24 protein-coding genes are annotated in these 24,314 nt (G+C 43.7%); 15 read left to right on the top strand and 9 right to left on the bottom strand.

Annotated features, from left to right (window positions below):
• Nucleotides 1-2: 2 nt before the first annotated feature.
• Nucleotides 3-896, top strand: a complete 894-nt coding sequence (locus DDT91_RS16130; RefSeq protein WP_187177225.1) for a flavin reductase family protein — start codon at nt 3-5, stop codon at nt 894-896.
• Nucleotides 897-954: 58 nt separating this feature from the next.
• Here the strand turns inward: DDT91_RS16130 and sppA are convergent, their stop codons facing one another.
• Nucleotides 955-2,721, bottom strand: a complete 1,767-nt coding sequence (gene sppA, locus DDT91_RS16125) for a signal peptide peptidase SppA (RefSeq protein WP_187177224.1) — start codon at nt 2,719-2,721, stop codon at nt 955-957.
• Between the two features lie 71 nt (nt 2,722-2,792).
• Here sppA and folK point away from each other — a divergent pair, with 71 nt between their 5' ends.
• Entirely contained in the window at nt 2,793-3,284 is a 492-nt protein-coding gene (gene folK / locus DDT91_RS16120) for a 2-amino-4-hydroxy-6-hydroxymethyldihydropteridine diphosphokinase (protein WP_187177223.1), read from the top strand.
• Nucleotides 3,285-3,323: 39 nt separating this feature from the next.
• Here the strand turns inward: folK and fabD are convergent, their stop codons facing one another.
• Entirely contained in the window at nt 3,324-4,199 is an 876-nt protein-coding gene (gene fabD, locus DDT91_RS16115) for an ACP S-malonyltransferase (protein ID WP_187177222.1), read from the bottom strand.
• A gap of 190 nt (nt 4,200-4,389) precedes the next feature.
• The gene (locus tag DDT91_RS16110; RefSeq protein WP_187177221.1) at nt 4,390-5,316 is read right to left on the bottom strand and encodes a LysR family transcriptional regulator; all 927 of its coding nucleotides are present in this window, start codon (nt 5,314-5,316) and stop codon (nt 4,390-4,392) included.
• An 86-nt stretch (nt 5,317-5,402) separates the two neighbouring features.
• On the opposite strand from DDT91_RS16110, the gene DDT91_RS16105 reads away from it, so the two are divergent.
• On the top strand, nt 5,403-6,362 hold the full coding sequence (locus tag DDT91_RS16105) for a sodium-dependent bicarbonate transport family permease (protein ID WP_187177220.1): 960 nt from the start codon (nt 5,403-5,405) through the stop codon (nt 6,360-6,362).
• Here the strand turns inward: DDT91_RS16105 and DDT91_RS16100 are convergent.
• Together DDT91_RS16100 and DDT91_RS16095 are read right to left on the bottom strand one after the other, a co-directional pair.
• Nucleotides 6,359-6,781 carry a thiol-disulfide oxidoreductase DCC family protein gene (locus DDT91_RS16100; RefSeq protein WP_187177219.1) on the bottom strand — a complete coding sequence of 141 codons (423 nt, stop codon included), beginning with the start codon at nt 6,779-6,781 and terminating at the stop codon, nt 6,359-6,361. The genes DDT91_RS16105 and DDT91_RS16100 overlap by 4 nt on opposite strands.
• A complete protein-coding gene (locus DDT91_RS16095; RefSeq protein WP_187177218.1) occupies nt 6,778-9,555 on the bottom strand; it encodes a gliding motility-associated C-terminal domain-containing protein in 2,778 nt (925 codons plus the stop codon). The genes DDT91_RS16100 and DDT91_RS16095 overlap by 4 nt, the downstream gene beginning before the upstream one ends.
• 322 nt (nt 9,556-9,877) lie before the next feature.
• On the opposite strand from DDT91_RS16095, the gene DDT91_RS16090 reads away from it, so the two are divergent.
• From DDT91_RS16090 to DDT91_RS16075, 4 genes are all read left to right on the top strand, one after another.
• Complete coding sequence (locus DDT91_RS16090; protein ID WP_187177217.1) at nt 9,878-10,558, top strand: succinate dehydrogenase cytochrome b subunit; 681 nt, start codon at nt 9,878-9,880, stop codon at nt 10,556-10,558.
• 13 nt (nt 10,559-10,571) lie between these two features.
• Nucleotides 10,572-12,506: a fumarate reductase/succinate dehydrogenase flavoprotein subunit gene (locus DDT91_RS16085; protein WP_187177216.1), complete on the top strand. Its 1,935-nt coding sequence runs from the start codon at nt 10,572-10,574 to the stop codon at nt 12,504-12,506.
• A 29-nt stretch (nt 12,507-12,535) separates the two neighbouring features.
• Nucleotides 12,536-13,285 carry a succinate dehydrogenase/fumarate reductase iron-sulfur subunit gene (locus DDT91_RS16080; protein WP_187177215.1) on the top strand — a complete coding sequence of 250 codons (750 nt, stop codon included), beginning with the start codon at nt 12,536-12,538 and terminating at the stop codon, nt 13,283-13,285.
• Nucleotides 13,286-13,347: 62 nt separating this feature from the next.
• Entirely contained in the window at nt 13,348-13,785 is a 438-nt protein-coding gene (locus tag DDT91_RS16075; protein WP_187177214.1) for a GNAT family N-acetyltransferase, read from the top strand.
• A 2-nt stretch (nt 13,786-13,787) separates the two neighbouring features.
• Here DDT91_RS16075 and DDT91_RS16070 read toward each other — a convergent pair whose 3' ends face one another.
• From DDT91_RS16070 to DDT91_RS16060, 3 genes are all read right to left on the bottom strand, one after another.
• Complete coding sequence (locus DDT91_RS16070) at nt 13,788-14,900, bottom strand: SO2930 family diheme c-type cytochrome (protein WP_255502154.1); 1,113 nt, start codon at nt 14,898-14,900, stop codon at nt 13,788-13,790.
• Complete coding sequence (locus tag DDT91_RS16065) at nt 14,897-16,213, bottom strand: parallel beta-helix domain-containing protein (RefSeq protein WP_187177213.1); 1,317 nt, start codon at nt 16,211-16,213, stop codon at nt 14,897-14,899. The genes DDT91_RS16070 and DDT91_RS16065 overlap by 4 nt, the downstream gene beginning before the upstream one ends.
• Nucleotides 16,214-16,293: 80 nt before the next feature.
• Nucleotides 16,294-16,857: a Crp/Fnr family transcriptional regulator gene (locus tag DDT91_RS16060; protein WP_187177212.1), complete on the bottom strand. Its 564-nt coding sequence runs from the start codon at nt 16,855-16,857 to the stop codon at nt 16,294-16,296.
• An 82-nt stretch (nt 16,858-16,939) separates the two neighbouring features.
• Here DDT91_RS16060 and DDT91_RS16055 point away from each other — a divergent pair, with 82 nt between their 5' ends.
• Nucleotides 16,940-17,494, top strand: coding sequence for a porin family protein (locus DDT91_RS16055; protein ID WP_187177211.1), 555 nt, complete (start codon nt 16,940-16,942; stop codon nt 17,492-17,494).
• Nucleotides 17,495-17,520: 26 nt separating this feature from the next.
• Here the strand turns inward: DDT91_RS16055 and ruvC are convergent, their stop codons facing one another.
• Nucleotides 17,521-18,096 carry a crossover junction endodeoxyribonuclease RuvC gene (gene ruvC / locus DDT91_RS16050; protein ID WP_187177210.1) on the bottom strand — a complete coding sequence of 192 codons (576 nt, stop codon included), beginning with the start codon at nt 18,094-18,096 and terminating at the stop codon, nt 17,521-17,523.
• A 21-nt stretch (nt 18,097-18,117) separates the two neighbouring features.
• On the opposite strand from ruvC, the gene DDT91_RS16045 reads away from it, so the two are divergent.
• Genes DDT91_RS16045 through DDT91_RS16015 form a run of 7 tightly spaced genes read left to right on the top strand, consistent with a single transcriptional unit; the run spans nt 18,118 to nt 24,290 of the window.
• Entirely contained in the window at nt 18,118-19,236 is a 1,119-nt protein-coding gene (locus DDT91_RS16045) for a glycosyltransferase (protein WP_187177209.1), read from the top strand.
• 17 nt (nt 19,237-19,253) lie between these two features.
• Entirely contained in the window at nt 19,254-19,505 is a 252-nt protein-coding gene (locus DDT91_RS16040) for a hypothetical protein (protein WP_187177208.1), read from the top strand.
• A 3-nt stretch (nt 19,506-19,508) separates the two neighbouring features.
• On the top strand, nt 19,509-20,720 hold the full coding sequence (locus tag DDT91_RS16035; protein ID WP_187177207.1) for a PP2C family protein-serine/threonine phosphatase: 1,212 nt from the start codon (nt 19,509-19,511) through the stop codon (nt 20,718-20,720).
• A gap of 3 nt (nt 20,721-20,723) precedes the next feature.
• On the top strand, nt 20,724-21,350 hold the full coding sequence (locus DDT91_RS16030) for a polysaccharide deacetylase family protein (protein ID WP_187177206.1): 627 nt from the start codon (nt 20,724-20,726) through the stop codon (nt 21,348-21,350).
• A complete protein-coding gene (locus DDT91_RS16025) occupies nt 21,347-22,453 on the top strand; it encodes a glycosyltransferase (RefSeq protein ID WP_187177205.1) in 1,107 nt (368 codons plus the stop codon). Before DDT91_RS16030 ends, DDT91_RS16025 begins: the two co-directional genes overlap by 4 nt.
• Nucleotides 22,429-23,226 (top strand): TatD family hydrolase, encoded by a 798-nt coding sequence (locus DDT91_RS16020; RefSeq protein ID WP_255502153.1) that lies wholly within the window; start codon nt 22,429-22,431, stop codon nt 23,224-23,226. Before DDT91_RS16025 ends, DDT91_RS16020 begins: the two co-directional genes overlap by 25 nt.
• The gene (locus tag DDT91_RS16015) at nt 23,223-24,290 is read left to right on the top strand and encodes an asparaginase (RefSeq protein ID WP_187177204.1); all 1,068 of its coding nucleotides are present in this window, start codon (nt 23,223-23,225) and stop codon (nt 24,288-24,290) included. Before DDT91_RS16020 ends, DDT91_RS16015 begins: the two co-directional genes overlap by 4 nt.
• Nucleotides 24,291-24,314: the final 24 nt, after the last annotated feature.

The raw sequence follows: 24,314 nt of genomic DNA, 5'->3' as shown, positions 1-24,314 counted from the left end.
ACATGAAAACCATTTATCCTAAAGAACTTTCTGTTCCAGAGCTTCAGGCAATATTACAGGGGGCAGTAGCGCCACGGCCTATTGCTTTCGCAAGTACCATCAATAAGGAAGGAACGGTCAACTTGAGTCCCTTCAGCTTTTTCAATCTGTTCAGTGCTAATCCTCCGATACTGATCTTTTCCCCTTCCCGAAGAGTGAGGGACAATACCACCAAGCATACCCTTGAAAATGTACTCGAGGTGCCCGAAGTAGTCATTCACATCGTGGGATTTGACCTTGTGGAACAGATGTCTTTGGCCAGCACAGAATATCCCAAAGGAGTCAATGAGTTTGAAAAGGCAGGTTTGACTGCAGTGGCTTCAGACTTGGTTTCTCCTCCAAGAGTAAAAGAAGCCCCGGTGGCGTTTGAGTGTAAAGTGAATGAAATCAAGTCTTTAGGCGAAGGAGGAGGTGCCGGAAATCTGGTGATTTGTGAGGTGATCAGGATTCATTTAGCTGAGCGGATTTTGGATCAAAAGGGGGTGATTGATCCTTACAAACTCGATCCGGTTGCTCGACTTGGCGGCAATTGGTACTCCAAAATCACTCCTGATTCCCTTTTTCAGATTCCCAAACCCTTGATTACGCTTGGAATAGGAGTAGATCAGATTCCAGATGAAATACGAAACAGTCCTGTGTTGACAGGAAATAATTTAGGTAGATTGGGAAATGTGGAGCATCTACCAACTGAGGCGGAAGTGATGCTTTTTGCCCAAACTGAAGAAATTAAGGAAATGAAAAAACGATTTCACCTAGATCCGGAGTCGTGGCTTGATCACCTGCATCGATGGGCCAAAGAGGAATTGGAAGCAGGGAATGTGGAATTGGCCTGGAAGATTTTGCTGCAGAAGCTATAAAAATCAAGAGCCCCTCAGAAGTTGTCTTTTGAGGGGCTCTTGATTTAAATAGGTATACTTACTTAATGGTAATATCCTGAGGCATTCTTACTTGAACACCGTGGTAGTTTTTCAATTTTTGAACCTTTTGATATAAAGGAAACTGGTCGCCAAGCTGTGTCTGAAGGACTCGTGCTTGCACTTGGTCGGTGAAGGAGGTCATGAATTCTTCAAACCAAGGTTTTATCTCAGGAAAATAGACTACTCGGTAATCTTCGCCAGCCCCGATTTTAGCGGCTGCAATTTCGATCGCGGTATCCATCCCTCCCAAGACATCGACTAAGCCTCTTTCTTTAGCCTGAGTTCCGGTCCATACACGCCCTGAAGCTACTTTTTTAACTGAGTCAGGATGCATTCCACGGCCTTCAGCTACTCTGGAGATAAAGGTCTCATAACCGTCTTCGATGCTGGACTGGATGATAGTTCGCTCTACATCGGTAAGCGGACGAGCCATATTCATAAAATCTGAAAGATCTCCGGTAGAAACTACATCAGTGGTAACTCCTAACTTGTCATTAATAAGTTCCTGAACATTAAACCATAATCCAAAAATCCCAATAGATCCGGTGATGGTGTTGGGTTGTGCGACTATCGTATCGGCTGGGGCAGAGATATAATATCCGCCTGAGGCGGCTACCTCTCCCATGGAAACAATCAGTGGCTTGGCTTTTTTCGCTTCCGACATTTCTCTCCAAATCACCTCTGAAGCCAAAATAGAACCTCCCGGTGAATTTACTCTCAGTACAATAGCTTTGATGTCTTCGTCTTTTCTTGCTTTTCGGATTTCTTTGGCAAATTTTTCTGAACTGATCGCTCCTTCCATTTCTCCGTCCACGATGTCACCCTCGGCAAGGATTACAGCAATACGATTTTTGGAGGTGATGTTTTTGCTTTTGGCCAGTGAACCAAGTTCTGTTGCATTGATCGTGGCGATCTGATCATCTTCAGTAAGACCAAGTTTTTCTTTGAGGATGGAATGAACCTCATCTTCATATTTCAGAGCTGTAGCCAACCCATAGTTCACAGCATCTTTCGGCTTTCTCACCAGCATTTGACGGTTGATTTTCATCAGGCTGTCAGTTGCCATGGATCTTGACTCTGCGATGAGCTTGACAGCGTGATTGTTGATGTCGTCAAGAAAATATTGGGTTTGAAGCCTGTTTTCAGGACTCATTTTGTCCAAGATGAAAGGCTCAACCGCACTTTTAAACTCACCCACTCGAAATACTTCTGGCTTAATTCCTACTTTTTCAAAAAAGCCTTTTAGGAAAATGGACTCTGAAGAAAATCCGTTAAAATCAATCCCCCCAAGTGGATTGAGATAAATTTCATCTGCTACGGAAGCTAGGAAGTACCCACCTTCTGAATAAGCCTCGTCATAGGCCACGATGAATTTTCCTGATTCTTTGAAATCAAGCAAAGCCTCTCTTAGCTCTAGGAGATTGGCTTGACCGGCCATGATCAGCCCCGTGTTGAGGTAGATGCCTTTGATGTTATCATTGGTTTTGGCTTCAGCCAGTGCTTTTTTTAAATTGACCAAACCGGCATTCATCTGCTCACCGAATGGATTTAAAAATGATCCAAACTTTAAATCGTCCTCAGAAGTCCTTTCCACCAGGATTCGACCGTTGAGATTGAGATGCAGGACCGAGTTTTCTTCCAGTTTCACCTCTTTTTCAGAAGAAGCGGCAATCATGCCGATGATTCCAAAAAAGATCAGGAAACTGATGATGCTAAAAATGAACAGGCCGACGATGACGGCCAACACATTTCCAAGAAACTTCATAAGTGTTATAATTTATACGGACGAAATTAATCTATTTTGAAAGAGCTTTACAATGGCTCTAGTGATAAGCGATGCAAACAGAGGTTGTACTATGTTTAGGAGGTAACAAAGGAGAACGGGAAAAGTTGCTTTTTCATGCGATAGAGGCAATTAATGACCGTTTTCAATTGATAAAGGTGTCGAATATCTACGAAACAGAAGCTTGGGGAGGGGTAGCAAAAGGAAATTTTCTCAATCAATTGGCTCTGATATCGACTTCTTTTGGACCTCAGGAAGTTCTGGAGATCATTCAGGAAATAGAAAAAGATTTAGGACGGATCCGTGATGAACCTTGGGGTGACCGTACCATGGATATTGATATTCTTTTTTTTGGAGATGAGGTAATTGAGTCGGAAAGACTATCCATTCCCCATCCATTTATTGGCGAAAGGAAATTTGTTTTGGTCCCCTTGGTAGAGCTGGTACCTAATAAAAAGCACCCAATTTCAGGTAAGACTCCAAAGGAGATGCTGGAAGAATGTAAGGATCGAAGTGAAGTTAAGCCCTTTTTTTCAAAGGGGTAGAATGAAAAATCCCGCCTTTTGTAGACGGGATTTGAAATTTTATAGACCGGCAACTTCTGCTTCAGGATGGATTTTTTTGACCAATCCTTGAAGAACTTTTCCAGGACCACATTCCACAAATTGGGTTGCTCCGTCTTTCACCATGTTTTGGACAGACTGTGTCCACTTTACCGGAGCGGTCAACTGGGCAATCAGGTTTTTTTTGATCTCGTTGACATCGGATACGGCTGTGGTGCTGACATTTTGATAGACTGGGCAGATTGGGGTATTGAATTGGGTGGATTCAATAGCTTTTTGGAGTTTTTCCCGTGCAGGCTCCATCAGAGGAGAGTGGAAAGCCCCACCTACAGGAAGCGGAAGTGCTCTTTTGGCACCGGCAGCTTTCATTTTTTCGCAGGCGATTTCTATTCCTTTATTTGAACCAGAAATAACCAGCTGTCCCGGACAGTTGTAATTGGCAGCCACGACTATTTCGTCGGTGATTTCGGCACAGATTTCTTCAACCTTTTCGTCTGCCAATCCAAGGATGGCGGCCATAGTAGAGGGATTGATTTCGCAAGCTTCCTGCATGGCCATGGCTCTTTGGTAGACCAATTTCAAGCCGTCTTCAAATGCGAGTGTGCCATTAGCTACCAAGGCGGAAAATTCACCCAAGGAATGTCCTGCCACCATGTCCGGAGCAAAATCAGGGGTGGTTTTGGCTAAAATCACAGAGTGAAGGAAAATGGCTGGCTGAGTCACTCTGGTCTGCTTCAATTCCTCTTCAGTTCCTTCAAACATGATGTCGGTAATACGGAAGCCTAGGATTTCATTGGCTTTTTCGAAGAGGGCTTTGGCCTCAGTATTTCCTTCGTAAAGAGATTTTCCCATTCCGGGGAATTGGGCTCCTTGGCCCGGAAAAACAAATGCTTTCACGTGTTTTATAGTTTTTGATGGTCAGATTGACTTTTCCAACATCAATTTGTCTCTGTGGAGAAAGGCTAACCTCAAGTAAAACCCGCCTTCAGTTTGGCGCTGTTATGTTGTTTTCGCTTGAATTCTCCCAGTGATGGATTGACCGGAAAGCCGCAAATATAGACCTTTTTGATTCTCCAACCTTTCCAGCTTAGAAGGACTGCAAGGTCGGAAAGTGATCTTCCAGGATTTTCTCCCTGTTTTCGGAAAGCCATCTGATGAATGCCTTTACAGCAGGGGAGTGCTTTTTCTGCTTGAGCCAGATCAATTTCCAATCGGCCTTCAAGGGTAGTTCTGGGTGTTCAAGAACCGCAATTCTTCCATCCTTAATTTCCTGAGCCATCGAAAAATTGGATAAAATCGAAGCCCCAAGTCCTGCCATAACCGCCTGTTTCACCGCCTCGTTCGTTGCAAGTTCAAGTTTACTCTCTACGTGGATATCCCGTTCGGTGAAGAATTTTTCCATCATGGTTCGTGTTCCGGATCCCTTTTCGCGGAGTACAAAAGGGATTTTTCTCCACTCTTCATTGCTGATGTATTTTTCGTAAAGAGCCTTTTTTTCCGGTGCGCAGGTTAGATACCATTTGTTTTCGGCCAATTGTATGCTTTCCAGATCAAGCTCATCAGGCCAAAGAGAAACCAAGGCCAAATCTGTGCTGTTTTCCTGGAGGTGGGCCAACACATTGTAGCGGTTGGATACTTCCAGGCTGATCTCCACGTGTGGGTTGATTTTCATGAAATCAGCCATCAGGTAAGGAATGATATATTTTCCGGTGGATACCGCAGAAATCCTGATTTTGCCTCCCAATAGCCCTTTGAGTTCGAGCATTTTTTCTTCGATCTGTCCGAGCTCTGCAAAAATCCGATCTGCCGTGTCTACCAATTCCTGCCCGAATTCAGTAATATGAATCTTCTTCCCGATGATTTCAGTGAGCGGCACCTCAAATTGCTCCTGAAGGTTTTTCAGCTGGATGGATACGGCAGGCTGGGTCATATTCATGGCCTCCGCTGCTTTGGTGATGCTTTGATATTTGGCGACGGCTTGAAAAGCCTTGAGTTGATGTATGGTCAGATTCATAAGCAAAATTAATTTAAAGCTATCAACGGATAAAAAAATGTTATGTTTTATTTTTTTCTGAAGGTTAGGGAAAAGATATTTGCGACATGGATTTTCAAATTCTGATTAATAACCTGACGAATCCGAGCCTTCTCTTTTTCGTTTTGGGAATCTTGGCGGTGAAGTTGAAAAGTGACTTGGAGATACCCGCCACCAGTGCAAAGTTTATTGCGCTTTACCTTATGCTTTCCATTGGATTCAAAGGTGGTCAGGAGCTTTCCCACAGTGAGTTTAATTCTGGAATCATTTGGGCATTGATCTTTGGATTGGTGCTTTCAGCAGCAATTCCTTTTTATACTTTTTTCATTTTGAAGAAAAGGCTTGGAGTTCCCAATGCAGCTGCTATTTCAGCAGCATATGGATCCATTTCGGCAGTCACTTTTGTGGCGGCGGTGTCTTTCTTGGACATTCAAGGCGCTCATTTTGGAGGTCATATGGTCGCCGTGATGGCATTGATGGAAGCACCGGCAATTATTTCCGGAGTGATTTTGCTTAGGAAATATTCCAGTAGTAAATCCGAAGGAGGGATAAAAGGAATCATTTACCACGCTTTTACCAATGGTTCTGTGCTTTTGATTTTGGGGAGTTTGTTTATTGGATTGATTGCTGACGAAAAACAGGCGGAAGGTATTAAACCTTTTATAACTGATATTTTCAAGGGGTTCTTAGCTGTATTCTTGCTTGATATGGGGATAAACAGTGGGAAAAAGTTGAAAGCTTTTTTCAAGACTGGGTATTTCTCCTCCCTGTTTGCGATTTTGGTTCCTTTAGTCAACGGGTGTACAGTAGCTGTATTGAGTCATTGGATTGCGCCTGAGGCAGGTGATCGGTTGATTTTTTCTATCCTTGCGGCTTCTGCTTCTTACATCGCCGTTCCGGCTGCTATGAAGTTGGCAAATCCGGAAGCGGATGAGGGTTTGTATGTGCCAATGGCGTTGGCAGTGACGTTTCCCTTCAATATCACCCTAGGCATGCCGATCTACTGGATGATCATCCAATATTTTTAATCGGGTAAATTTTCAAAGGACAAAAACTTAGCCTTTTCTTCAGGGGTTGGTAGGCGGCAGGTGTTTTTTTTACCAAACCAGCGATAGCGGTTTTTCCCGATCCAATCGTAAACAGGATCTCTCAAAAACGCCGGCAGAAAAATCAGGGGATAAAAAAACGACCAAAATCCACTTAGTTTTTTGGAAATCAGTAAAGCGGCCGTGCTCCGGAAGAAGACTTGTCCGTTTTCCACCAACACCAAAGAATCCAGATAGCTTGGGTCAATCTGAAAGTTGGCCAAAAGCTTTTGACCAGGTCCATCTTGCAACGCTCCTACGAGAAAGCGGTTTTTTGAATCCCGCTTTAAGATAAAATCAATAGAAGCGTTGCAAAGATTACAGACCCCATCAAAGAGGATGATGGATTTTTTTTCACTCATCGAAGGAGTTGGATCGTTCCTTTCAGTTCACGCTGTTTCTGTGCAGGATCAAGGACATCGAAATAAACCGTACCTGAGTAGAAATAAGTACCAGCAGGAAGTTCATTTCCATTCTTATCTCTTCCGTCCCAACGAATGTAAATGTCATTTTCATTGGAGGTAAGGCTGTTGTAGCGATACACTTCAGCTCCCCATCGGTTGACAATAAAGATTTCTACTCCGGAGACGAATCTCGGACACTGATTGAATGGATTGTCAAAGGACATAAAAGTGTCATTAATCCCGTCATTGTTTGGAGTGAATGCATTCGGAAGATTGAAAACAGGGCAATTGTCCACGCACACCACATTACTTGGCTGACTCTCATTTCCAGATCGATCTACCGCCGTAATGTAATAGCATCCCCTGTAGTTGGGCAGATTTCGAAGCGTGACATTAAGCTGGATGGAAGAGTATTGGCCTACTAAATTAAACTGGCCCTCTTCTCCATCCGGTGTGAAATAAAGGCGATAGGAGCTTAATTCATCGTCACAGTTGCCAGTGAAATTTGGTTCCCAACTTAATTCGTGCTGGTAATTGTTGGTATTGCATGGTTGCTGAGAAACATAAGCGGAACATTCTGGCCCCTCAAAAGTCAAGACAGGAGGACAGGGCAGACGATTATCATCCGGTTTGGCGCAGACAATTTGCGATTTGTTTTCAAGAGGATAAACCAATCCGGCCACATTGTAGGCTCCTTTGGTGATGACATAATAGCAGTATTCCAAGTCTTTATTAAGCTTGACCCCGTTGAAGCTGCCATCGTCAAGGTATTTGAACCCATTCTGAGTGACATCAACCTCGGCGATTTTCACAAATGTCGTCTCGTCCTGAGCAGCAGCATCAGTCCTGTTGCGATAGACTTCATGCTTGTATTGGGATATCTGATTGTTCCAGGGAACATTGAAAGTCCAGTTCAACTCGATGGCTTCATTGATGATGGTAGGCTCCAGTCTCACTGTGGAGGCTGAGGAAGAGGTGTCGATTTTGACATTATTGTCCAAGAGAACCACTTTGTAATTATAAACCAGATTTTCCGTGTTGAGTCCAGAATCTGTAAACAAGGTATCCGAAGTAACACCCAATGAAACCCTATTTTGGTTGCCAGTGAATCCTTGGCTTCTCAGTAGTTCATAAGTGTAAGGGCCCGGAAACTGGGTCTTGTCGATATCATAAGGAGGGGTCCATTTGATAAATACCTCTCCATTTTGTGTGTCAGTAGCCTCAATACTTACATTGGTGATGATAGGCACATCGACATCAATGGTGATACAGATTTCTTCAGAAACGATACTTAATCCGGATCGAGGCTCAGGGTATCCAGCAACCAATCTGTAACAATAGGTGTTGCCGGGGGCAAGTCCTTCTCCTCCGTTCAAGTCGGTAAAGGAGAAAGTATTCATATCAGTGATTCCTACCAATTCATATCCGGCTCTGATTCCTGTTTCGCAGGAATCAGGTACGTAAGGATCTGAATTTATTCTTCTCCAAACCTGCATTTCTGAAGCAGAATTGGCACAGACGTAAGGGTTCCAATTAAGGTCAACGGTTCTTCCCGGTTTTTGCTCCAACTCATCCCAAACCGGTGGAGGTCCTACCACCTTGATTCTCCAGGTTTTGATATCAACGAGCTTAGGTCCTGATCGAGGTTGATCTGTAATTCGGATCCTTACTTCATATTCTCTTTCTCTTACATGATTGCAGACGGTCTGCCAGGAGAAATTGACAATGCCAGGTTGAGGCTGGAAGACATTTTTTGGAGAATAGGAAGCAGGTGATGCGTTGATTTCAATAGGTTCTCCAAAGACCTCAATCTTGATGGGGTCTCCGTCTGGATCTTGACCTTGGATAATTTCCTCGATTAAGGTTCCGGCTTCCACACAAAGGTCTGGAGGCAGAATGAGTTCAGGCCTACGGTTGTTGGAGTTTTCAATGATGATCTGCATGTCCCGGACTACATATCCGATCTGTTCGAATTTTCCATTGATTTTTCTCCATTCGATGATCCGGAAGGCTACGTTGAATTGTCCTGCTGTCCCTGGTGCATCCCAAATCAAGTCACCAAAAATGGGGTCAATATTTAAAAAAGCAGGAGTAGAACCGTCTTGTTGGTTTCGGCTAAATTCCGCAGAAGCCGGACTTCTGTAATTGTTTACAGGTCTTTCGAAGGCTTGCTTAGGGATATCCATCGCATAGGAAAGACTGTCCCCGTCGGGGTCGTATGCTCCGGGGTTGTGGATATATCGCACATTTACAGCGCCATTGTCTACCGGGGGAATGGTCAAAATGGGCGAGTTATTCACTCCAAAAAACGGATCAATATTTATTTCAGTTTCTACATAAAAGGGTGTGTCAACCGAATTATCCATGTTCAGGGTAAGATCATTTCGGTTGAATTCCTGAAAGCGGATTTTGTACCTGCCAGGCCCCTGAAAGGTATGAGTAATGACAAAGGTGTTTTTTTCAATCTGATCCCCTAAGTCTTCAACTACCGAAAAATCACTTTGGGTATTAAGTTGTTCCTCGCGTCCATCACCAAAATTGATTCTTCCTGGCCCAAAGACAACGCTTGAACGGGTGTCTGTATAGCCGACCACAGTGATGCGGTAGGTGAGAGTTTGGACTGAAATCCGTTCTGCGATGATTTCACCGGCCCGGATGTGGGTAGCCCAAGCTGAAGAAATATCCCAAAACAAGGAAATTAAAAAAAGTCCTAGATAAATTTTAAGCTTCATATCGGTCAACTTTGGAGATCCATACCCTCAGAACGTTCCAAGTCTTCAAGGGTTTATACCATTTTTGTTAAGGTAGAATTTTCTTTCTATACGAATTAAACAGAACTAGGCAGAAAAACTCTCAAAATTCAAACAATAAAAATAAACAGACTGTTGGACTTACTGATTAAAACAAATATTAAAAAGCTAAGATTGAAATTATTTAGAACCTTTTAAAATAAGCCTGATGAATTCGATTGCATTGGATACTAGTCCTTCTGAATGTAAATTTGGCCACATTAACAGCAAAAGAATTTCGTTCTAAACTAATCGAAACATTTGTATGAGTTGGGTTACAAAAACCTTGAAAAGCACCCTAGGCAGAAAACTGATCATGGCATTGACCGGTCTTTTTCTCATCCTGTTTTTGACAGGCCACGTGTCAGGAAATTTACTCTTGTTTAAAGGAGATGGAGGAGAGGCGTTTAATATCTACGCCAAGTTTATGACTACCAATCCCGCAGTAAAAATCCTATCTTACTTGACCTACATTTCGGTAATAGGTCACATCATTTATTCAATCCTTTTGACTCAGCAAAACAAATCTGCAAGACCGGTAGGCTATGCAGAATCCAAGGCTTCTACCAATAGTACTTGGTCTTCCAGAAATATGGGCGTGCTGGGTACCATCATCCTAATCTTCCTGGTTGTTCACCTTCAGGGCTTCTGGGCTAAGATGCACTGGGGAGAAGTACCTATGGTCACTTATGGAGAAGAAGAATACAAAAATCTTTTCCTGATCGTGAGCGAAGCATTCAAGCAAGAATGGTTGGTAGCACTTTATGTAGTCTCGATGGGATTCTTGGGCTTTCACCTGTCTCATGGTTTTGCTTCTGCGTTCCAAACTTTGGGTTTGAACCATAAAAAATATTCTCCTGCCATCAAGGCTATCGGCCAGGCTTATTGCATTGTGGTACCTGTGCTTTTTGCCTCTATGCCACTTTATATCTATTTCACCAGCTAATTAATAGTCCCGTATGATACTAGATTCCAAAATACCCGCTGGTCCTTTGGCAGAAAAATGGACTAAGCACAAGTTTAACAGCAAGCTGGTCAATCCGGCAAACAAAAGAAAATACGATGTCATCGTAGTGGGTACAGGCTTGGCGGGTGCTTCCGCTGCAGCCTCTTTAGCGGAGTTGGGTTACAATGTCAAGGCCTTTTGTTTCCAGGACAGCCCTCGAAGAGCGCACTCTATCGCAGCTCAGGGAGGGATAAACGCTGCCAAAAACTACCAAAACGACGGTGACTCGATCTTCAGACTATTCTACGATACCATCAAAGGCGGTGACTACCGTGCCCGTGAGGCAAACGTGTACCGTCTAGCGGAGGTATCAGTAAAAATCATTGACCAATGCGTGGCACAGGGTGTTCCTTTTGCCCGTGAGTACGGAGGATTGTTGGCCAACCGTTCCTTCGGTGGCGCTCAAGTATCCCGTACATTTTATGCCCGTGGCCAAACCGGACAGCAGTTGCTTTTGGGAGCCTACTCTGCACTCAGCCGTCAGGTAGCCAACGGAAAAGTAAAGCTGTATCCGCGTACTGAGATGATGGATGTGGTGGTCGTAGATGGCCATGCGAGAGGTATCGTGACAAGAAACCTAATCACTGGTGCGGTAGAAACGCATGCTGCACATGCCGTATTATTGTGTACTGGTGGTTACGGCAACGTATTCTTCCTATCAACCAATGCAATGGGTTCCAATGTAACAGCAGCTTGGAGAGCTCACAAGCGTGGTGCTTACTTTGCGAACCCTTGCTTTACTCAAATTCACCCGACTTGTATTCCAGTTTCAGGAGATCATCAGTCCAAGTTGACCTTGATGTCTGAATCGTTGAGAAATGACGGACGTGTTTGGGTTCCTGCTACGAAGGAAATTGCTGAGAAACTCAGAAAAGGTCAAATCAAAGCCAACGATATCAAAGAAGAGGACAGAGACTACTTCCTCGAAAGAAAGTATCCTTCCTTCGGTAACCTCGTACCGAGAGACGTGGCTTCACGTAATGCCAAGTATGTTTGTGACGAAGGTAGAGGTGTAAACGAAACCGGTGAAGCGGTATTCTTGGATTTCCGAGATGCCATCAAGCGTGACAGCCGAAAGATCATCGAGCAGAAATACGGTAACCTCTTCGACATGTATAAGCAGATCACTGGAGAGGATCCTTATGAAGTTCCTATGATGATCTATCCTGCGGTTCACTACACCATGGGTGGACTTTGGGTAGATTACAACTTGATGACAACAGTTCCTGGTTTGTATGCGTTGGGTGAAGCTAACTTCTCTGACCATGGAGCAAACAGACTCGGAGCTTCTGCGCTGATGCAAGGGTTGGCGGATGGTTATTTTGTCATTCCTTACACCATTGGTGACTATTTGGCTCAAATTCCACCTAAAAAAGTGGACGAAAATCACCCTGAATTTGCCAAAGCAAAAGAGGAAGTTCAAAACAGAATCAAAACACTTCTTTCCATCAAAGGATCCAAGACTGTGGATTATTTCCATAAGAAATTGGGTAAGATCATGTGGAATGAATGCGGAATGGCTCGTACAGCAGAGGGCTTGAAGAAAGCCAAAGCTGAGATCAAAGCGCTTAAAGCAGAATTCTGGAAAGATGTAAAAGTGCTCGGGGCAAACGAGGAACTCAATCAGTCTTTGGAAAAAGCGCACAGAGTAGCGGACTTCCTGGAGTTGGGCGAATTGATGGTGGATGATGCTTTAAATAGAAACGAGTCTTGTGGAGGTCACTTCCGCGAGGAGTATCAGACACCGGATGGGGAAGCACTTCGTGACGATGAAAACTTCGCTTATGTGGCCGCATGGAAATATGTGGGAGAAGATCAGGAAGAAGAACTCCATAAAGAGCCTTTGGTCTTCGAAAACGTGAAGCTGACCCAGCGTTCTTATAAATAATTTGTAGACAATAATTCATACTTATAAATATGAAATTGACTTTAAAAATCTGGAGACAAAAAAACGCATCCGATAAGGGTGGCTTTGTGACCTATCCGGTCGACCATGTCTCCAAAGACATGTCCTTCCTCGAAATGCTGGACGTGCTGAATGAACAATTGACTGAAAAGGGAGAAGATCCTGTACACTTTGACCACGATTGCCGAGAAGGTATTTGTGGTATGTGTTCACTCTATATCAATGGTAAGCCTCACGGACCGCTTCAGACAACAACTTGCCAGTTGCACATGCGGTCATTTAATGACGGAGAGACCATCACCATCGAACCATGGAGAGCCAAAGCTTTCCCTGTGGTAAAAGACTTGGTAGTAAACCGCTCCGCTTTTGACCGAATCATCCAAGCAGGTGGCTATGTCTCTGTAAATACCGGTGGTGTACCAGATGCCAACGAGATTCCGATTCCAAAGACAGTCGCTGACTTGGCAATGGATGCAGCTCAGTGTATCGGCTGCGGTGCCTGCGTGGCAGCTTGTAAAAATGCTTCTGCAATGCTTTTCACCTCTGCCAAAATTTCCCAGCTTGCGCTCCTTCCACAGGGCCAAGTAGAACGAAAAACCAGAGCCGAAAAAATGGTAGCTCAAATGGATGCGGAAGGTTTTGGTGCTTGTACCAACACCGGTGCTTGCGAAGCTGAATGTCCAAAAGGCATTTCCATTACCAACATCGCCCGCATGAACAGAGAATATTTCTCTGCCGTAGTCAGCAGCGAAAACGTATAATTTGCAATTCCTTCCTCGTGAAAAAGACAGGTTAAAGCCTGTCTTTTTTCGTTTATTCGTGGATGGAATTTCAAACTTTCACTCCTCAACTTCCTTTGTCCAATCTTCAAAAGGAGCAAATCGCTGATTTTTTGGTGGAGCAACTCGAAGAATTTGGAGACCCTAAAAGGGATGTGCTGAAGTGCCTGGATTATGCCATGAATTCGAATGGTCCGGGTGGATTGGTGATCTTAGCATGCGAATCGGGTGAGTTGATTGGAGGATTGGTGCTGAATCATACAGGCATGTCGGGTTATATTCCAGAGCACATTCTGGTATACTTTGCCGTGAAGAAAGACAAACGAGGCAAAGGACTCGGGAAGAAAATGCTGCAACACCTCTTGTCCCAGACCCAAGGCGCTATCGCACTCCATGTTGAACCTCAGAATCCAGCCAAAAAGTTTTATGAGGAGTTTGGGTTTTCCAATAAGTATCTAGAGATGAGATTGTCTCGGGATTAAATTTACTTCATCTGATTAATCCATTCTTTAATCAATTCCACCCCCTCGGTATGAACGGTAGTTCTGCCGATTTCCGGCATGGCAACTCCCACTTCGGTTGAATTCATGCGATAGGTTAGAATCGATTGATCTCCATGTCCCGGAACGATATCAAATTTGAATTTTCCCGAACCCTTTCCAGCTGCCACCGGCGTTTTATTGATGCCAAGCTTCATTGGATCTTTCTGATCAAATGTCAGAAATAGTCCAGATGTACTGGCAGGCCCTTCGGCTCGGTGGCAATGCGAGCAGTTGATGTCAAGATAAGCCATTGCGCGGTCGTCCAAGGCTTGGGTTTGGTCCTCATAATTGATCACGGATGGATGATTATCCTTTCCTGAGAAACCCTCCAGCTTGCCTAAGCTAGTCCAGTGAGCCAACTGATTTTCTTTACCAGAATTGTAATTCAGGTCATTGTTGAGGTGCTTTGGCTGGATGCCGATCGGAGCCATCACTTCGTTTTTGTTGTGGCAGCTTTTGCATTGATTTTTGTTGGGCACCAAGTAATTGATGACTTGGTCTTTGCCGTTTTTGTCAATGAATCGGACTTCAGTTTCTCCGCCCACAATTTTCAAAACGGCATCCGTTTGCTCCTCGTTCCAGATGTAAGGGTAGGACTGCCAGCCTTTTTCCTCATGGATCATCAGTCGGGTTTCGATAACTCTTCTTTTGCCTTCAGGCTTTTTGAAATCTTCCGGATAGTAAAAATTTTTCACCAAAATAGAGCCTACAGGAAGTGAGATGTCATTGTCAACCAATTGCGCTTTTGCGCCATCAGGAATCATGACAAATCGAGATTTCAACGCGTAATCTGTAAACAAAGAGGAGGCCGGTTGATAAGGGATCAATTTTTCCGAAGGGGTGAGCATGGCCATTTCGCCCTCGAAAAACCCATAAGTTGATAATCTGCGATAGGGATATTGACCTGTAGCTTCCTCGGGTGCCAAGGCTCGCTGTCCCGTTTTGGACTGATTGGTTTGCTCTTCAGTTTTTTCAGATTGACAAGCACCTAAAATGGAAATGCTGACCAGGGAAGCCATCAGGATATTCCTCAAAGTCAAGGAAGGAGATTTCATTTTTGGACAGAAGAATTAAGCAGAGCGATTCCTGAAATGTCTGTTTGCACATTTACTTGACAATTTTGGAAAAGCTCATGATCTTTGAAAGATTGGATGTTTTCCTCCCCATCCATCAGGTAAAATCGAGTGAAGCGGAGATTTTCCATACCGGATTCTTCGATGCAGATCCTCATGGGGTTGGACTCGATCTTTTCATTGATGGATTTGTCCCAAATACCGTCATAGATGATGTCTTGAGTTTTCAAGATTCCATGAGCGTTGTGTACGGCGACCAATTGCCCCATTTCTCGGGTAAAATCAGGGATCGAGAAGGATTTCCGTTCGTACTGATTATCGTGAACATATACATCTGTCGTGTAAGGTGACCAATTAGGGGCTTCTGCAGGGAAACCAGTTACCTGATAGCTTGCAATGGCGACGCCATAGGTCTTGTTTCTCAGAATGCGGTTGTTGTAGATTTCGACCTCTTTGGCAGCAAGTAGCACTATACCGGATCCTGGAGGAATCATCGTTACTGTATTTCCATTTGGGTCTTCGCCGATGGGCACGGCAAAATTTTTATGATTATTTTCGATGATGTCGTTGTCGTAAATTTTAGTGCCTTTTCCGTCAGATTTTGGTAATCCCGGAAGGTTGAAGACCAGAATTCCACCGGCATTGTCACGGGCGGTGTTGCCAAAGACTTCGGCATTGTCAGAGTTTTCGATCTCGATTCCGGCCACATTTCCAAAGGCCAGAGAGTTTTTGACCACAATATTCTCCGATTGCCCCACATATATTCCTGCATCTTTGGAGTGGGAAGCAATGCATTCATCGATCAGCACATTTTTGCATTGTACGGGATAGATAGCATATGTTCCGTTTTTGGATTTGTTCCCATTGGTCCAGGTGACATTGATTCGTCGAAAGGTAATTCCGTCGGTATGCTGGGCTTTGATCCCGTCTCCAGGAGCATCTTCGATGCTTAGGTCTTCAATGGTGATTTGGTTTCCGACAATTTTGACACCCTCTCCACCGGACTTGAGATTTCTGAATGAGAGAACGGTTTGGTCCATTCCTGCACCTTTAATACGGATGGCAGTCTTACTGTCCAAGATCAACTGGGTGTTGAATTCATAAAAACCGGAAGGAATTTCTATGGTGCTTGAATCCTCTGCCATGATGAAGGCTTCCACCACCTGTTCTACTTCGTCAATGCTCGCTTTGCGAAGTGTGGATGTGTCAAATGTCCTTTCATTGGATTCAGTTCCGCATCCATAACATGCAAATAGGAGTAGACTTAAGGAAATTAATGCCAAATGTTTTCTCATAGATAATGGGCTGGGGGCTTAGTGCATCTGACAAAATTACCTGTTAATCAGGTGTTAACTTGTTGAGAAAAATCAAATAATCAGATTTTACCTCTAATTCTGCTGAGCGTCTCGATACTCATGTCCAAATAAGAAGCAATCTGTCCAACAGAGGCTTTGTGAATGATTTTCGGTCGAGTTTCCATAAGCTCCAGGTACCGTTCTTTGGCTGATTTGAATTTGGAAAAGATCAACTGTTCTTCCAGGGTAATGTAGTACTGCTCCAAAATCAAGCGGTAAGTTCTTTCCAAGTTTGGATAAAGCTCAAATAGGTTCCACAAGTCCTCATGGCTTATTTTCCCGGAAATTGTTTTTTCCATAGCCTCAATATTTTCATAGGAAGGCTTTCTTGTAATAAAGGAATGCATGGTTGTGGTGAATTCATTTTCCAGGGTAAAAGAGACGGTAATGTCTTTGTTGTCTTTGAGGTAAAAGCTTCTGGCTGATCCTTGAAGGATTAAGTGAAGGTGATTGCAGGGTTTCCCTGCACACTCCAGCAGATCCCCTCGTTCATACTCTTCCAGGGTTATTTTTTCGGCAAATGCTGATTTGGATTTTTCATCCAAATGGGGGAATTGGTTGAGAACCTCAGCGATTTTCTGCATTTCAAACATTTTTCTTAGCGCCTAGGAGACCTGAATTGGTTTTCTTCCGTTAGTTTTATGGAAATTAAAAATTTAACTAGTCATGAAAAAAATTTTATTGGCATTCTTTGTTTTAGGTTTTGTCGCTTCTGCTAAAGCCCAATTGGGGATTAGAGGTGGATTTAGCTCTGCAAATTTCTCCAATTCTGATTTCACCGCTTTGAGTTCATTTCATGTTGGAGGGTACTATCAGATTTCATCTGGAGGTCTTTTTTCTTTTGAGCCAGGGATTCAATATTCCGGAAAAGGGTACAATACTACTTCTATAGCTGGTGAAGACGTAACAGACAAACTTGGATATTTGGATGTCCCGGTATTGGTCAGGTTAAATTTTCTTCCCATTTTGAATGTGTTTGCCGGACCTCAACTTTCCTTTTTGATGTCGAGGGATTATACCAGGGGGACCTCTTCAAGTAATAGCCTGGAACCTGTCAGAGGATATGAATACGGGGCTGTTGTTGGAGTTGGAGTATCTATTTTCTCGGGCTTGAATGCACAAGTGAGCTACGATATGGGGCTTTCTTCACTTAATTACTTCAATACAGACGTCAGTAACAGGGTGTTGAAGCTTTCCTTAGGATATACTTTCAACAAGTAAAAAAACAAATCCCGGTCAGCCGGGATTTATTTTTTGATGCGGTTTGGATTTTCCTCAATGAAGGACTTCCATCCTTCATTTCGTCCCCTGGTTTGAACCCTCCCTTCATGAAAATGATGACAAAGTGCTACCGCCAAGGCATCGGTTGCATCCAAGAGTTTGGGTAATTCGGTGATTCCCAAAAGCGTCTGGAGCATTGCGGCTACTTGTTCTTTTGAAGCATTTCCGTTTCCGGTGACGGACTGCTTTACTTTTTTGGGAGAATATTCGGTGATGGGTATTTCTTTAGAAAGTGCCGCTGCCATGGCCACTCCCTGTGCTCGACCAAGTTTGAGCATGGATTGTACGTTTGCTCCGTAAAAAGGAGCTTCCAAGGCTACTGAATCTGGCGCAAACTCCTCAATAATCCCACTGATTCGCTCAAAAATCTTCTTCAGCTTCAGTTCGTGGGTTTCGTATTTTTTGAGGTGGATGACTCCATATTGAAGGATTTTATATTTTTTTCCTTCAGTCAAAATCAGGCCGTACCCCATGACAGTTGTCCCTGGGTCGATTCCTAAGATGATTTTTTCTTTCGGGGCTTTTTGTACTTCTTTACTCACGGCTACAAGTTAGGCTAAAAGATGATCAGTTTTTACCTCCTTTGGTGTTTGGCGTATTTGGGGCTTCATTTCTTTTTGATGAGAAAATGGCCGAAAAAGCCTTTAAAGATTACTTCATCCGGCAAACCTCAAAAAATCTCCCTAATTATTCCATTTCGGAATGAGCGTCAAAACGTTTCTCAACTTGCCTCAGAAATTGCCAAGATTTTGCGAGATACTGTGGAGGTAATTCTCGTCGATGACCAAAGCGAAGATGGATCGAGGGAATTGTTGGATCATTCCCTGGAAGGTATTCATGGAGTCAAAATTTTGAAAAGCCCTGGGTCAGGGAAGAAAGCGGCTTTGGATTTTGGGATTTCCCAAGCTCAGGGAGAGATCATTCTTACTTCCGATGCCGATTGCAAATTTCCAGACCAATGGGTAAATAAAATGACAGTCCTCTTCAGATTCCCTGGGGTCCAGTTGGTGGCGGGCCCTGTGGTAACCGAGGACATGGGGGCAAGTTTTTTTGGAAAATTCCAACAGATCGAGTGGTTTAGCATCCTGCTTTTGACTCGATTTTCCTTTTCAAGGAATCAACCTTTGATGTGCAGCGGAGCAAATTTGGCTTTCAGAAAAAAGGCTTTCGAGGAAGTGCGAGGATACCACGGTAATGAAAAGTGGTTTTCTGGGGATGATGAATTTTTGTTGAAAAAAGTAGTAGCTCGGTTTGGCCCTGAGAGCTGCGTATATCTTCCTACTAGGGAAGTTTTAGTGACTACAAATCCACAGGCTAAATGGGGAGATCTGATTCAGCAGCGGATCAGGTGGGCGGGTAAATGGAAAGCACATCGTTCATTTTCACATGCTTTAGCTGCTGTTTTGGCATTCTTGGTTCAGTTGGTTTGGCTTGAAAGTATCTATGTGTTTTCCAAACACTCCAACACTTTGATTTTCTTGGGAATGATCTGGATGATTAAGTTTTTTTCAGAGAAAGCTAGTCTGGGTAGAGTAGGAGAGTCCCTTGGCCACAACCCGGGTATTTTGCAGTTCGCCCTGACTAGTTTATTCCATCCTATTTATGTGATTTGGGTTGGTCTGGGTACTATTTTCATAAAAGTGAAGTGGAAAGATCGATCCCAAGAAGATTCTGTATTTTAGCCCATCATTTGACTGTTATGAGCGACAAGGAATTTGATCTTTTGGACGAATTGTATTTTGTACAGGGCTATGCCTACCTTCAAGAAACCTTGGACTGGGAAGATAAATTGTTGATGGAGACCTTGACCTCTTTGTACCAAAAGGGAATGATCAAATGCCTTTCCGGCCCCGATGAAGAGCGATTTGATCAAGTCGATATTTTCAAGGAGGGCAAGGATTTGTTTTTTTTGGCAACCAAAAAAGGGCTGATGGCCCATAATACTTTATAAGCAGTGACTCAGGATACCTACAAATTTCAACGCAAAGAACTTGAGCTTAAAGCCTTGCTGGAGATCACTCAGGCGATCAATGAAAATCAGCCCGAGTCCGTTTTAGTCAATATTTTCAAGTTTACCTGTCTGGTTCACCTGGATATCAAAGCTTTGATTTTGTATGTCTCCAAGGAGGGAAATTACGAGCGAAGGATTTCTCATGGGGTAAAAGCCAAAACGCCTGCAGCCCTTCCTGCTTCTTGGGTGACAGATGACAAAAAGTCGGGAAAATTGTCTATTCAGCTTCCCGAGGGATATTCTTTTGAGGAACTGGAAACATACCTACCCGTCTATCATAAGGATCAAATGCTGGCGATTCTTTTCCTCAAAAGGAAATCCTTGGAGCTGGAACTTGATCTGGATTTTACCCAAGCTCTGGCTAATATTCTGGTTGTAGCACTTGAAAATAAGCGTTTTGCCAGGAGACAGCTCGAGCAGGAAGTGCTCAAGCGGGAAGTGGAGATTGCCTCTCAGGTACAGCACATGCTTTTTCCGGCTACATTGCCCGATTCAGATCGACTCAAGGCCAAGGTTACCTACTTTCCCCATAGCATGGTGGGAGGTGATTATTATGATTTGATCCTGAAGACCAAGGATAAAGTCTATTTCTGTATTGCGGACGTGTCAGGAAAAGGGATTGCCGCAGCGCTATTGATGTCCAATTTTCAGGCAGCATTGCGGACTTTGCTCCGAAGTGATGCGGACTTTGAGACTATGGTAAGGCAGCTGAACTACACCCTTTTTGACAATACCAAGGGTGAGCGATTCATTACGTTTTTTCTTGGGGAGTATGATTTTACTACCCGTGGTCTTCGGTTTGTCAATGCTGGACATAACCCTCCGATTCTTATTTGGGAGAGTTCTGGGAGAACAGAACTGCTGGAAGCAGGAACGACCATATTGGGGGCTTTTGAAGAATTGCCTTTTTTGGAAATCGGGACGAGGGATAATCTTCAAAAGTTTACCATTCATTTGTATACCGATGGTCTGACAGAATCCATGAACCCAGAAGAGGAGGAATTTGGAGAAGACCGATTCAGAACCTTTGTAGATGCTCACATCGGTGTCAATCCGGAAGACTTTCATCTCGAGTTTTTGAAATTGATGGGGGATTTTTCCAAGAGCATTCCGCTTAAGGATGATTTGACCTTACTGAGTCTAAGATTTAACTAAACCATGAAGCCGCATCGGATTCCAAGGTGGATTCAGCGATTTTTTCCTAAAAGAATTTGGGAAGGGCCCGCTGAAAACAGACAGGTCTATCTGACCTTTGATGATGGCCCCGTACCGGTAATCACTGATTTTGTATTGGAAGAATTGGCCAAAAGAAATCAGAAAGCTACTTTTTTCATGGTTGGCGACAATGTGCGCAAGCATCACTCCTTGGCAAAAGAAGTTCTTGGAGCTGGTCATCGGGCAGGAAACCACACGTTTCACCACCTTCATGGCTTGAAAACTCCCGGGAAAGTCTATTTAGAAAATGTAAATACCTGTGATCGTATTTTTGAAGACAAGCTGGGGTTCACCCCAATTCTCTTCCGCCCTCCATACGGGATCCTTTCGCCATGGCAGGCCAGGCAGATTACTCAGAAAAAAGAAATTGTGATGTGGAGCTTGCTTACGGGTGATTATGATCGATCCATTGCTCCTCATATCCTGCTAAATGCAGCGAAGCCCATGACTTCCCCCGGTCAAATCATAGTCTTCCACGATCAGGAAAAGACAGATGGACACCTACAGCATATTCTCCCCGATTACTTGGATTTTTTGAAGGACCATGGGTTTATTACCGCGCTACTATGATCTGGATTTCTGTTTTTTTTTCTGCCCTTTTGATCATCCAATTCGGGGTTCTTTGGATTTTGGTGAAAAAAAACTGGAAAAATCACTCAAAGGCAAAAGCGGGTGAATTTCCAATGGTTTCGGTGCTTGTGGCGGCCCGCAATGAAGAAGAGAATCTTCCAGGTCTATTAAAGAGCTTGTCCGAACTGGATTATCCTTTAGAAAAATTGGAAATTCTTTTCGCAGATGATCAAAGTGAAGATCAGACCCCAGATTTAATCCAAATTTGGGCAGAAGGTTATCCCAACCGAAAGCTGATTTCCATATTACCGGATCAGACCAAACTTTTTCATCCAAATGGGAAAGCAAATGCTCTTGCTATTTTGGCCAAACAGGCAAAAGGAGAACTTTTCTTTTTCACGGATGCAGATTGTCAAGTTCCCCGAGCGTGGATTAAGGAAGCGGTGTCTTGTTTTGAAAAGGGCTTAGGAATCCTGATAGGAATTACCCAAGTCAGAAGTAAGGGGCTTTTCTCACGGATGCAAGAGTTGGATTGGTGGAATACCTTGGGGATGGTCAAAGTGGTCACTGATTTGGGTTATGCCACTACCGGCTTAGGCAATAATATGATTATCAGTAGGGAAGCCTATGAGAAAAGTGGGGGATTTGAGGGACTCCCTTTCTCACTTACAGAAGATTTGGAAATTTCCCGATCTGTGAGAAAAGCAGGGTACAGGCTGGTTCACCAAGTCAATCCTCAACTCTTGGTCATCACCAAGGCGGAGGCGAATTGGAAGGATTTGCTTCGTCAGAGAAAACGATGGATGAACGGGGTGATGTCGCTTTCCCCCGGATGGAAAATCCTGTTGGGGATTCAGTTTTTGTTTTTTCCGGCAGTTGGCTACATTTTGGTCAAACACCTGTTTTTGGGACTTGGGGTTTGGTTGTTGAAAATCATTTTTCAGGGAGTATTTCTCAGTCAAATTGCCAGTAGAGCAGGTCAAAAACTGAAGTTGATTTCATTGTCCGTCTTTGATTTTTACCAGATTTTGGCCATTTCCCTAACTATTCTTTATTACTTTTGGCCTGTCCAAACCCAATGGAAAGCGAGAAATTACCCATGAATCTGATCGATACTCACGCGCATATTTATTCAACTAAGTTTGATTCGGATAGAGATCAGGTTATTGAGGAGATAAAGGCTGCAGGAATTACCAGAATCTATATGCCTAATGTGGATGTGGAAACCATAGACCGCATGCTGGACTGTGAAAGCCGATACGGAGATCTCTGCATTCCCATGATGGGACTCCATCCCTGTGATGTGAAGGAGGATTTTGAACATCAGCTCAAGGTCATGGAGGAGTGGCTTAACCGAAGGGAGTTTGCAGCAGTCGGAGAGATTGGCACTGATCTCTATTGGGATAAGACCACATTTGATCTTCAAAAAGAAGCACTGAAGATCCAAGTGGGATGGGCAAAGGAAAAAGAACTTCCGATCGTTTTGCACTGCAGAGAGTCAATTGATCAAACGATCGAATTGATTGAAAATGCTCATGACGGTAAACTAAAGGGGATTTTTCATTGCTTCACCGGAAACTTGGATCAGGCCAAGAGGATCGTTGAGATGGGGTTTTTACTTGGAATCGGCGGCGTAGTAACGTATAAAAATGGCGGATTGGATCAGGTGATTCCTTATCTTGGTTTGGATAATCTCGTGTTGGAGACAGATGCTCCGTATCTGGCACCTGTTCCTCATCGGGGTAAGCGAAACACGTCAGCCTACCTCCCGGAGATTGCCAAAAAAGTGGGGGATTTGTTGGAGCTGTCATTGGAAAAAGTTGCTGAAGTGACAAGCGCCAATGCACTCGGTTTATTTAAGGAGATTGGAAAATGAATTATAAAATTGTCCGTTTGAACACCGGCCTAAAGACCGGAAAGACTGCTTCTGTATTGATTATATATACTGGGGGCACTTTGGGAATGGCTTATGATGAGTCTGGAGCTTTAGTACCCTTCAATTTCGGGCAGATTTTGGAGAAAATACCCATTCTGGCAAATATGAACATCGCTATCACGGTGATTTCATTTCCAGAACCCATCGACTCCTCCAATGTGACTATGCGTCATTGGAAGGATATGGCCTATATTATTTATGAGAATTACGATAGCTACGATGGGTTTGTCGTGCTGCATGGAACTGACACCATGGCCTATTCTGCGTCAATGCTGAGTTACATGCTGAATGGGTTAAACAAGCCTGTGATTTTTACTGGTGCACAATTGCCTATTTCTGCCATGCGTTCGGATGCACGGGAGAACCTTATGACTTCTCTTGAGATTGCTACCGCCAAAATCAATGGAAGACCGATTGTTCCCGAAGTCTGCATTTTCTTCAATCATATGCTTCTAAGAGGCAATCGATCCAAAAAAGTGCAAAGTATCCATTTTGATGCATTTGAATCTGAAAACTATCCGATTTTGGCTGAGGCTGGGATTGTGATTGATTACAATACCAATGCAATCCGTCCGTATGAGCCTAACAGAAAGCTAGTCAACCTTAATAGCCTGGACAACCGGGTGATGATTTTAAAGCTTTTTCCAGGTATAACGGATAAAATCATGGATGCCTGTTTTTCCATCGATGGGCTCAGGGGAGTGGTTTTAGAGACCTATGGTTCCGGTAATAGTCCCTCAGAAGCATGGTTTATGCAGTCTTTGGAGCGTGCGATCAAAAAAGGGCTAATTATTTTGAATGTTTCCCAATGTAATGGTGGCCGGGTAATCCAAGGAAGATACGAAACCAGTAAAGAACTCTTGGCGGTGGGTGTAGTGAGCGGTGCAGACATGACTACAGAAGCAGCTGTGACCAAGTTGATGTTTCTTTTGGGACAGAACCTTTCCCGCGAGGAAATCTGCTTAAAGCTCACTCAATCTATTGCAGGAGAAATTACAGCTTGATTTTTCAATGAATTTTCGACTGCG

Origin of the sequence: Algoriphagus sp. AK58, from assembly GCF_014324365.1 — a bacterium.
Classification (GTDB): domain Bacteria; phylum Bacteroidota; class Bacteroidia; order Cytophagales; family Cyclobacteriaceae; genus Algoriphagus.
This window is presented reverse-complemented; position numbering and strand designations above follow the sequence as displayed.